The organism is Parapedobacter koreensis (genome assembly GCF_900109365.1).
GTDB lineage: Bacteria > Bacteroidota > Bacteroidia > Sphingobacteriales > Sphingobacteriaceae > Parapedobacter > Parapedobacter koreensis.
The window spans coordinates 145,480-155,703 of sequence record NZ_FNZR01000010.1 but is presented as its reverse complement, the minus strand read 5'-3'; the positions used below and the strand labels follow the sequence as shown (position 1 = coordinate 155,703).

11 protein-coding genes are annotated in these 10,224 nt (G+C 46.5%); 5 read left to right on the top strand and 6 right to left on the bottom strand.

Annotation, left to right across the window (positions count from 1 at the left end):
• Positions 1–10: 10 nt before the first annotated feature.
• Positions 11–412, top strand: coding sequence for a VOC family protein (locus tag BMW65_RS20570; RefSeq protein ID WP_090608442.1), 402 nt, complete (start codon positions 11–13; stop codon positions 410–412).
• A gap of 6 nt (positions 413–418) precedes the next feature.
• Here BMW65_RS20570 and BMW65_RS20565 read toward each other — a convergent pair whose 3' ends face one another.
• On the bottom strand, positions 419–829 hold the full coding sequence (locus BMW65_RS20565; protein ID WP_218145478.1) for a hypothetical protein: 411 nt from the start codon (positions 827–829) through the stop codon (positions 419–421).
• A gap of 75 nt (positions 830–904) precedes the next feature.
• Between BMW65_RS20565 and BMW65_RS20560 the strand changes: the two genes are divergently transcribed.
• The 3 genes from BMW65_RS20560 (at position 905) to BMW65_RS24310 (ending at position 2,126) form a co-directional block, all read left to right on the top strand.
• Complete coding sequence (locus BMW65_RS20560; protein ID WP_090608438.1) at positions 905–1,336, top strand: PH domain-containing protein; 432 nt, start codon at positions 905–907, stop codon at positions 1,334–1,336.
• 494 nt (positions 1,337–1,830) lie between these two features.
• Positions 1,831–1,962: a twin-arginine translocation signal domain-containing protein gene (locus tag BMW65_RS24890; protein ID WP_090608434.1), complete on the top strand. Its 132-nt coding sequence runs from the start codon at positions 1,831–1,833 to the stop codon at positions 1,960–1,962.
• The gene (locus tag BMW65_RS24310) at positions 1,929–2,126 is read left to right on the top strand and encodes a hypothetical protein (RefSeq protein WP_177181240.1); all 198 of its coding nucleotides are present in this window, start codon (positions 1,929–1,931) and stop codon (positions 2,124–2,126) included. The genes BMW65_RS24890 and BMW65_RS24310 overlap by 34 nt, the downstream gene beginning before the upstream one ends.
• A gap of 398 nt (positions 2,127–2,524) precedes the next feature.
• Here the strand turns inward: BMW65_RS24310 and BMW65_RS20545 are convergent, their stop codons facing one another.
• The 4 genes from BMW65_RS20545 to BMW65_RS23975 form a co-directional block, all read right to left on the bottom strand.
• Positions 2,525–3,016 carry a hypothetical protein gene (locus tag BMW65_RS20545; RefSeq protein ID WP_090608432.1) on the bottom strand — a complete coding sequence of 164 codons (492 nt, stop codon included), beginning with the start codon at positions 3,014–3,016 and terminating at the stop codon, positions 2,525–2,527.
• Between the two features lie 69 nt (positions 3,017–3,085).
• Entirely contained in the window at positions 3,086–4,339 is a 1,254-nt protein-coding gene (locus BMW65_RS20540) for an NUMOD1 domain-containing DNA-binding protein (RefSeq protein ID WP_090608430.1), read from the bottom strand.
• A gap of 177 nt (positions 4,340–4,516) precedes the next feature.
• Positions 4,517–6,997, bottom strand: a complete 2,481-nt coding sequence (locus BMW65_RS20535) for a TonB-dependent receptor (RefSeq protein WP_090608428.1) — start codon at positions 6,995–6,997, stop codon at positions 4,517–4,519.
• A gap of 192 nt (positions 6,998–7,189) precedes the next feature.
• Positions 7,190–7,549, bottom strand: coding sequence for a hypothetical protein (locus BMW65_RS23975; protein ID WP_143053957.1), 360 nt, complete (start codon positions 7,547–7,549; stop codon positions 7,190–7,192).
• 228 nt (positions 7,550–7,777) lie between these two features.
• Here BMW65_RS23975 and BMW65_RS20525 point away from each other — a divergent pair, with 228 nt between their 5' ends.
• A complete protein-coding gene (locus BMW65_RS20525; RefSeq protein ID WP_090608516.1) occupies positions 7,778–8,383 on the top strand; it encodes a Crp/Fnr family transcriptional regulator in 606 nt (201 codons plus the stop codon).
• A 9-nt stretch (positions 8,384–8,392) separates the two neighbouring features.
• Here the strand turns inward: BMW65_RS20525 and BMW65_RS20520 are convergent, their stop codons facing one another.
• Positions 8,393–10,156, bottom strand: a complete 1,764-nt coding sequence (locus tag BMW65_RS20520; protein ID WP_090608425.1) for an ABC transporter ATP-binding protein — start codon at positions 10,154–10,156, stop codon at positions 8,393–8,395.
• Positions 10,157–10,224 lie beyond the last annotated feature (68 nt).

The window sequence follows — 10,224 nt, the reverse complement described above, 5'->3', positions numbered from 1 at the left end:
AATAAACGCAATGAGTCAGCCCCTTAATGCGATCTGTTGGTTCGAAATCTATGTCGATGATATGGAGCGGGCCAAAATGTTTTACAGCACCGTGCTCGGCATAACGTTTCAGGATGTGCCCTCTCCTGGAGATGAGGGCGATTTCAAGATGTCCTTTTTTCCATCCGATCCCGATCCGGCAAAGATGGGTGTAGGTGGCGCCCTGGTACACATGGCCGGGTCAAGAGGCGAAAGCCAGTCCGTCAATACCATCGTCTATTTTCCCTGCATGGATTGCAGTGTGGAAGAGCGTCGTGTAGAAGCTGCTGGAGGCAGCGTACACAAATCCAAATTTTCCATTGGCGAATATGGATTCTGTGCGATCTGCCTGGATACGGAAGGCAATACATTCGGGTTATATTCCATGCAGTAACAGGAGTCAAGCCAGTAGCCGCCATACCGCTGCTGCCAGCAAGACAAAGGCCAGCGTAGTATAGATGAGCTTGGTATGCTTTGCAAGCCAATTGGGCAGGTAAATGTCAAAATTGTCCTTCCGAGAGGACGAATAGTTTCTGGCCAACAGCGTCAGCGGGCAGGTCCATCGAAAGGTCACCAGTACCACGCCTTCGACGGTTACAAGGCCAAAGCATAGCCAAAGCCATCCGTCCAGTTTGTTAGCAGCCACAGCATAGATCATATATCCGATTATCAAGTTGAAAAACACCCAGATAACGGTATGGATAGTCTTGATGAGCGCTAATTTTGCATTGCCTGTCATACCCTGCAAACATAGCCTGCAAGCGGCGATTTTAGCATGATCGCCGTCATTTCTGTATAGGACTGTTGTCACCGGGAGTTTTTCAACGCCTTCAGCTACCAAAGCATATATTATGGAAATACGAGTGAAAAACTTAACTTGTAACGCATGGAAAAAAAATATAAATCCAAAATAGGACTCGAATTGGTGATACCGTTGACGTTGATTTTTGGGGTAGCTTTATTCGCGACGGTAATAAATAAGCCTAATTGGCTTGTGGTAGCGATCCTATTGCCTGTTATGTGCTTCATTGTCCATATGTTTTTGACAACTTGCTACACCATTGAAAATAAGGTGCTGAGAATAAAGTGTGGTTTTTTGTACGATTCCCAAATCGATGTCTTTGCTATTCGAAAAATTGAGGAAACGAACAATCCTTTGAGTTCACCGGCAACATCATTGGATAGGCTCGAAATCAGCTATAACGATTATGACAGTGTTATCATCTCACCGAAAAAGAAAGTGGAATTTATCAATGACCTTAAATCCATAAATCCCGGTATTGAAGTGAAGTTTAAGAAGCTTAAGAACGCTTTATAAAGGATGCACGCGCTGCTACAGCCTCGGAAATATCCATGGCACAGCGTGATCCGAATTTTGGTCAAATAGGGTTTGTTTCTTATATTTATGAATTGAAAACTTTTATTGCCGCAATGTTTAATTGTTTGGGCTGCGAGTGCTTGCCATTATAAGCTACAGTATCTGTTTAAACGTAATTTTTATGCCTATTGTCCAATCAGCCAAATGGATGTTATTTTATGTTGTATTAGCTACGTTGCTCTCGATAATCGCGTATATTTTAATTTTTGGTGTAGAAAATTTGTTTGTTCCCGCAATAGATATAAATATTTATGATACGTATGTTGTAGTGCAACCGATCGTTGTAATAGCATACCTTATACCTGTAGTAGCGGTTTTGCTTTTTGGCATCTCATGGCTGGTACTGAAACAAAGACAGTTAGCAATTGGATTCTTTTGCAGTTTAATAATTTGGCTGATTGGGTCAATATATATCCTGTCGTGGCGGATATGATATGTCCAAGCTACACAGAAGGGATTTTATCAAATTATCCGCAACGGCAGGGCTTGCCGCATCCATTTTGAGTATGATCATGCCAAAGGCGGTATTTACATGCTGTTACGGAATGACTCATCCATTCCTTTAAATGTAGAAATTGTAGCTAATGCCTATGATTACGGAAAGCTGGATCCGATTCCCCTGGCTCCCGAGGATGAGCAGCAAAAATACGGTTTTTCATATCGATTTGCTGGAAGGGTAGAGACTGGTGAGCACGGTATTAGCGATCCGGCAATGGCGACAGAACTATAGGGGGCTACTCACATTATTTAAAGTGCAACGCCTTTTGAAGTGTGGCCTAATTTTTGTTGCTTTGTATTAGGTTTAGGTTGATAGCCCCTAATCCCATTGGGGCGGATTCCCGTTATCTATGAGGTAACGGGTTTCTTTTTTTATGTCTATTCGTGGTTCCTGACTTCAAAGGGATTAGTACCTAATCCTGATGTACAATACGAGTAGGCAAAGCGCTACCCCTAAAAAAAAACAAGTAATGCCAAAGCGCTTTATACTATTGCGCGCACTTGCTGATAGAAAAGGGTATTCATTATTTTTGGATAATAGGTACGAGCATAGGTATCCACCGGCAAATAACAGCACCACCACTAAAAAGAGTAACTTCATTGTATCCTAACTAATCGAGTCGATTGGTGCTATTCGGTCACCACTACCTGTATGGCTTCCCCGTCAGCCATGCCACTGACATTGCCTCCGTTGTACCGGATGGTATAGGTGCCGGAGGTTTCGATACGGTAGCCTTTTCTGATGTCAATGCTTACCGTATCACGGCCCATAGGGGGTACCTTACGGTAGCTTTCTGCCACTGGCGGCATCACCCTTTTGGCCATGGGGCCGATGTAGGGCATTTCTTGGCCTTCACTATTGGTAATGGTAAGAAAATTGTTCAGAAATCCTTCGAAGGGGGTGTGATATTGCGTAAATCGTAAGGTGTCAATCGTAGGATTGTATACGGCGAAGTGCAGTACAAGAGGGCCGTCCAAACGATATTCGCCATCCATTCGAAGCTCAGCCACTAAGGTTGTATCACTCGCTTCGGTATTCTGTTGGTGATTATTCGGCTGTTGGCACTGGGTGGCAAGCAACAATATACCTGCGCATACAGCAAGTAGGTTTCGTGTCTTCATTGTTTGTTGTCGTTTGCGGTATTGTGGTGCAAAATACGCGCCATAAATGCGTTAGCTATCATCCGATGGCTAGCTCGTGGGACGAGCATCCAATTCACTGCTGATACGACGCACAACGTCTACGGGCACTTCAGCTGCATATGCCGCTTGTTTATCGGTAAACCCAAATTCAGCGAGGAGGTTTTTTACCACAGTTATTTTGCCTTTTTCAATGCCGTTCTGTTCGGCTTTTTTCAGCAAATCTGTCATAGCGTTAGCAGATATGTTAGGGCTTTCTGCGCTTATTCGGTCTGCTATCTTTTCGATATTCTTCTCTCGTTTCGCTTTTATATACAATCCGAGAGCGGATGTGTTAAACCGGGCGTGTTTTTTTAGCGGTCGGAGATCCATACGCAAGGCTTCTCCGTGTTGCCATAAGTAACCACCTGCTGTCACGTAAATCCCTTTTAATGCTCGTTGGATGGTTGATCGGCCGACACCCGTTGCACTGCTGGCTTCGCGGATACTTGCATACGTCTGAATGCGTATCCCCTCATAGTTGTACTGCGTGACTTTCCGCTCCGCTGCTGATAAAAGGGAATAACGGTATGAGGTCTCGCTGACGTCGTCTTTCACGTCGACCTTGGGGGCATGTCCTTTGCGCCAAACGAAGCCTTTGCAAGTTAGTCGTCTACCATTTACAGCTGCCCGGAGATCAGATGGGCTCCCGATTTTCATAAACGATGCTGCTTCAGCCACCGAGGCAAATGTCCGGATTAATTTACCCTCTAAATCATATTGGCTTATCTTATATTGCCCAAGACTGACTTTAGGCCTCGGTGTTTTTTTTAGTATAGCTTTATGCTTTTTTGGGGTTAGTGACCAAGTGAGTATCTCGTGTCCGTTGCGCGCTAACATACGCTTAGCTTTCTCCCGTGTATCACTTAGGTACAGATTGTCAGCGCAGACATTCAATGAATCGTCGTCACGGTACAATACAACATGACCGAAATCGGTGAGATCAAAAGGTTCCACGAAACAATGGTAAATCATACGCGCGGTGTTGATTTGGCGCCGTTTGCCGCCTACCGTAATGGAAAAGCGCAGATGATACCGATATGTTTTGGCGAATGAATTGTAAGATGCATGTGTTTGCTGACACAGGATTACAGCAGGCATTGGGATGCGTACACCCTGTTTGGTCTGTCGGTAGTGAGCTACTCTGCGCGCTCTTCCTTTATTGGAAATTTGATAATGGCCAGATGCCCCAGGGATATCTTTCCATTCTTCTTCGGTTAATTGGGGAGTAGTGAGATCTTGATACGGATATGCACTTTTTTTCATAGCAGATTTAGCGAGGTTTGGTAATGTTGACGGTAAATATAATATTTTTTATGCAAAAAAAGCATTTTGCTAATTTTCTTCAAGGTCATTGAAGTCAAAAAGGCCGATCGGTCCCTACAAAGGATCGATCGGCCCGCAGTATCCAGCTATTGAAGCTAGATGACTAGACTGAACAATTTAAAAGGGCAGCGTAAGCTTCACACTGATATTACGTCCCATATTATAAATGCCTAATCGACCAGTTGGCGATGCACTGAAGTATTCAAAATACTTCAGTCGGCTTAAATGAGATTGGTAAGCCCGATCGAATAGATTATTCGCTTGTAGGCTGATTTTCAGTGAATGACTGGCGCTATATCGGATATCGGCGCCTGCGGAAATATTGAAAATCACATAGCCCGGTGTATAGGTTTCTGTGTTATTCAGCGCGAGGAAACGGTTTTGAGCCGCGTTGATATCTGCTTCAAGACCAATATTGGCAGTCGGTAGCCAACTGCTGTTGAAGGTAAACCCTTGATGCATGCTACTGGTGGCATGGATGGGTGGTATCAACGGAAGGTATTCACCCTGTATTCCATCTCCTTTGAAGATCTCATCCCGATTGAATCCATAGGTAATGGCCAGCGCGTTGTCAAAAGAAAAACCAGGCAAAAAAGGTGGGCTTAAGCTTAGGGTCGCTTCAATGCCATAGAGTTGCGCCTTGGATTGCTGGTATTGGAAGGTACGGTTTCCCTGTGCATCTGTAATGGCATCTCCGGCTTCATCTGTGAGCTGGGTGAGGTAAATGAAATTGGTCAAGTTGTTGTTGAATACACTCAATGTGGCTGATACGTATGGATTGGAATAGTCTATGCCAATATCTTCCTGCAAAGAGAATTCGGGCTCGAAGTCGCGGTTGCCGCGGTAGATGATGTGGGCCCCAGGGTCGAGGCCGTTGGCCGCATATTCGTTGATATTGGGGGCCCGGTATCCCCGTGCGATATTGGCTTTTAAACTTAGCGACGGACTGATTTCATAGGTGCCGCCCAGACTAAGCGATACGCCATGGAAGGTCTCGTCTATCGCAGGAAATTGCAGGTAAGCACCTTCGATATCCGGGGGCAGTGCGCGCTCACTAAACCCAGTAGCCGGATTAGTGCGGGTATAGAAATCATCACCAGTCAACCACCGCCGATCATAACGGATACCTCCACTTACTGTCCATTCCTCGTACTTCCATTTCGCTAGTCCGAAAATGCCTGCATCAAACAATGCATAGTTGGGTATAGGGAAATCGGTGGCGTCTACGCTTTCATTTTGCTGGTACATACCGTTGACGCCTACCGTCACCTCGGTGTTTAAGAAGGTGGGCAGGTGATAGTTTGCACCATAGTTGACGGTATTCAGCCTCACGTCCAACGACGGCTGATCCGTAGCTAATGGATGGCTGTATTCCCGGCGTCGGTTTTGCTGGTAGGCAAGTAGGGCGTCCATCGCACCGTCTCCAATGGTGTAATTGCTCTTGGCATAAAGGCGATAGTGCTGGATATGCTGATGCAATGGACTTAATGTGTAGGCGTTGAGCATGCTGGAAGGAACGATAGGCCTGTTGAGCAAATCGTCATCCTCTCCTTCGGCGATCTGCTCAGTGAATCGCCTGGATAGCGAATCCCGGCTGCCGTCCGGTATGCTTTGCAAATTGTTGTAATAGGTGGCGTTCAATGACGTGAAACCCGCTACGCTCGTATACCTGGTCGATGCGGAAGCGTTTGCTTCCTTGAAGCCGGAATTATACACCCGGCCATCGACGGAATTGGTGTAGTTCTTTGCCAATCGATAAGAACCCCGCAATGTAAATGCCCAACGTTCGTTGGCATAGGAGAGGCGTCCCCCATTTCCGATAAGGCCATTATTACCTTGATATTCCGAGGTGAAAGAGCCGTGTAATCGGCCATCGGTTTCTTTCGGCATGGTAGGCAGCAGACCTACCACGCCGGCCACAGCGTCCGAACCATAGATAAGGCTTGCCGGGCCTTTGACGACTTCAGCGCGTTCCAGGTTATAGGCATCCACCTCCAAGCCATGTTCGTCTCCCCATTGCTGCCCTTCTTGGCGGATGCCATCGAATAGCGTGAGCACCCGGTTGTAACCCAGCCCCCGGATAAAGGGCTTGGAAATATTGGGGCCGGTCTTGACAGCGGTCAGACCCGGTACATTCTTGACGAGCACATCCACGATATTGCTCTCCACGCTCTGCTCGATCTTGGCAGCGGATACTCCTACGATGGGCACCGGATTTTCCTTGGCCAATGATGCCCGGGATACACCGGTGACGATGACCTCGTCCAATGTTTGGTTGTCTGCGTCCACAAGCGTGAAATGGAGGGGCTCCAGTACAGCGGCACCGAGTGTGATGGAACGGGTCTGTATGCCGTAGCCAATAGCCGACGCTTTTACTTGGTATGTCCCTGCGGGGATGTTGATGATCCGGTATGTGCCTGTTTCGTCCGTGGAAGCGCCATAAGAGGTGTTTTCGATAATGATACTTACGGCAGGTAATGGTTGCCCTTTACCGTCGGAAACTTTCCCGGTCAATACATGCTGGTTTTGTTGGGCGTGGGTAAGGGGGGCAACCGATATGATGATTAATGATATCAAAAGTATATAGTGTAATTTCATGATGTGTAGTTTTCTGCAATGTTAAAAACGGAGGGAAATACCTGGAGCCAGCGGAAAGGCGTCATTAATCGGTGAGTCCATTGTTTCTCGTCATCAACCAACAGAAACAATCAATTCAGTAATTATAAGGAACGCTATTCTCAAAGCGGTACCCAACGGCAACAGAATAATAAAAAGAAGAAATGTAGCAGACTAACACATCGGTGGGCCACGGAGGTAGGCCGTATTTGCTGGTGGTTGTAGGGTATTAACAACCTGCGGCACGGCAAATATGCGTTTGTACGTAGATACAGCTGGCACGCAGATGGATTGCGGTGTCTCAAGCAGGAGAGCGGCATGAAACGTATAATCCAACATGTACAATCCGCGCTCGCTGTGGCGGTGCTGTTGACCGTCTTTCTTATTGAGCTTGTATGGATGGACGTGGATGATGACACGGCCATTTACCGTGCTGTGGGAGTGCATGAACAGCGTGTTGCTGGCCAAGTTCAAGCTGAACAAAACGGCGAAGAAGTAGCCGACGTATGGCCTGAAATTGATTTTTGTTTTCAATGCATCCCTATTTTAGAAAAAATGGACCTTTTCAGGCAGCAGTAATACAAAAATAGGTATTCGATGATAATTTTCTGTAACATTTATGCAAAATAATCGTTTATTTTTTTCTTCACTTCAAAAATGTTCATGGGATTACCAGTAGTTTTTGTATTTGTATAGGGTTTCACAAAAACTTGGTGTACATTTGTTTAGCGGTGTCAGCCTTATCATGACAGTTATATGCTTATGCAACAAAACCATTCCCAATCGCCTAAGGACATCCTCAAGCAGACGCTTTACCAGTTTGCGTCCGTAGACGAATCGGCATTCAATCTAAGCAGGGATTATTGGCAGGAACGGACCTACGCTAAGGGCGAATATTACAACGAATACCGAAATGTCTGCAAGTATCTGGGATTTATCCTTGATGACGTATTTCGTACTTATTTCATCGATGATAAGACAGGGGAGGAAAAAAATGTTTTTTTCTTCACGAAATATCAAGTAGTTGTATCCTTCCAAAGTTTTATCCATCAAGCACCCTGCAATTATTATACACAGTCCATGACGGATTCGCACATTTTATATATCCACTTTGATCGGTTACAAGAACTTTATCGGTCGTCCCACCAATGGGAGCGGTTTGGCCGTATCATTGCTGAAATGGCCTTCGGTATCACGATGCAGCGCACCGAAAGCTTTCTCTTCCAAACCCCCGAACAGCGATACCTTGACCTTATCGCACAGCATCCTGATATTTTCAACAGTGTCCCCTTGTATCATATCTCCTCTTACCTCGGTATCCAGGGGCCTTCATTGAGCCGTATACGCAAACGATTGGTTCTGCGGTAATTGATTTTGTTAAATGCCTGCTGAATGAAACTGTAAATCATACAGCCGCTTATAATAGCCATCTATCCGGAGCAACTCTTGGTGCGAACCCATTTCTTTCACCTCACCCTTATCCAGTACGATAATTTTGTCAGCCTTTTGTATGGTAGAGAGGCGATGGGCGATAATGATGGATGTGCGGCCTTTCATCAGGGTGTCAATGGCCCGTTGGATGAGTCCTTCGGTTTCGGTATCTACCGATGAGGTAGCTTCATCCAATACAAGTATTTTCGGGTCATGCACCAGCGCCCGGATAAACGAGATAAGCTGTGCTTGACCAGCAGATAACGTGGCACCGCGTTCTTGCACTTTATAATCATATCCGCCCGGTAGTCGTATGATAAAATCGTGTGCACCTACCTGCTTAGCGGCTTCGATGATTTGCTCACGGGTAATGGCCGGATCGTTGAGACTGATATTGCTTGCTACGGAATCAGCAAACAGGAAGACATCCTGCAATACCGTTGCGATGGTGCGGCGCAGGTAGTTGAGCTCGTATTCGCGAATATCCGTGCCATCCAATTGTATCGCGCCTCTATTGACCTCATAAAAGCGACTAAGGATATTGATGGTAGAAGATTTGCCTGCGCCGGTAGCACCTACCAAGGCCAGTGTTTCACCGGGATTGACCTTGAAGCTAATATCCTTAAGTACCCACTTTTCTTCGTCGTATGCAAACCATACCTTATCGAAAATAATCTCCCCCCGGATGGTGCTGGGGTGTTTCGTGCCGGTATTGGGTGTCTGCTCGTTGGTATCCAGTACGGCAAAAATACGCTCGGCGCTCACCATGCCCATTTGCAGCGTGTTGAACTTATCTACCAGCTCGCGTATCGGGCGGAAGATCATGTTGATATACATGATGAACGCGACAATCACACCGGGCGACAGCTCATCCGCCAGTACCTGCTTGGAGCCATACCATACCAGTAGACCAAGTGCGATGGCCATGATGATTTCGATGACGGGGAAGAAAATCGAAAAATACCAGTTAGCCCGGATATGGGCATTGCGGTGCTCGGCATTGGCCGTTTTAAATTTGCGCATTTCCTGTTCTTCGCGCGCAAAGTACTGGATAATGCCGATGCCGGATATGTGTTCTTGTAGGAACGTATTCAGGTTGGCTACCCATTGCCGCACATCCTGAAATGCGGATTTCATGGCTTCCTTGAAAACATAGGTGGCGCCGATCATCAAAGGCATCGGAATCAATACAATGAATGTGAGTCTCCAATCGGTGTAAAACATGACGCCGAGAATCACCACCAATTGCAAGATATCTCCGATGATTTGGATAAGCCCTTCGGAAAAAATGTTAGCAATGGTTTCCAGATCGGATATGGTGCGGGTGATGAGCCGGCCGATTGGTGTGTGGTCAAAGTATTTGAGGCGCAGACGCGTGATGTGGTTGAATACGGCGATACGCAGATCGCGGATGACGGATTGCCCTAAGGTACTTGTCATCAAGGTATGGTAATAGCGAATCACCGTCTGGAGTAGCAGCAAGCCCAGCATGAGCAGCAGCATGAGCCGGAGGCCGTCGGTATCATTCTGGAGAATAAACCGATCAAGCGTGTACTCCACCAGCATGGGCAGCGCAGGAGCGATACCCGCCATGAGAATGGTCAGCACTACGGAAACGACGAAGATGCCCTTGTAAGGTCTTACATAACGCATCATCCTGCGTAGCAAATGCGCGTCGTACGTCTTGCCGGTTATTTGGGGTTCGCTCATGGGTACGTGCAAAAGTACGATTTTGCGGCATATCTTCGTTCATCGATTTGTCAAACGAAGATCCGTGG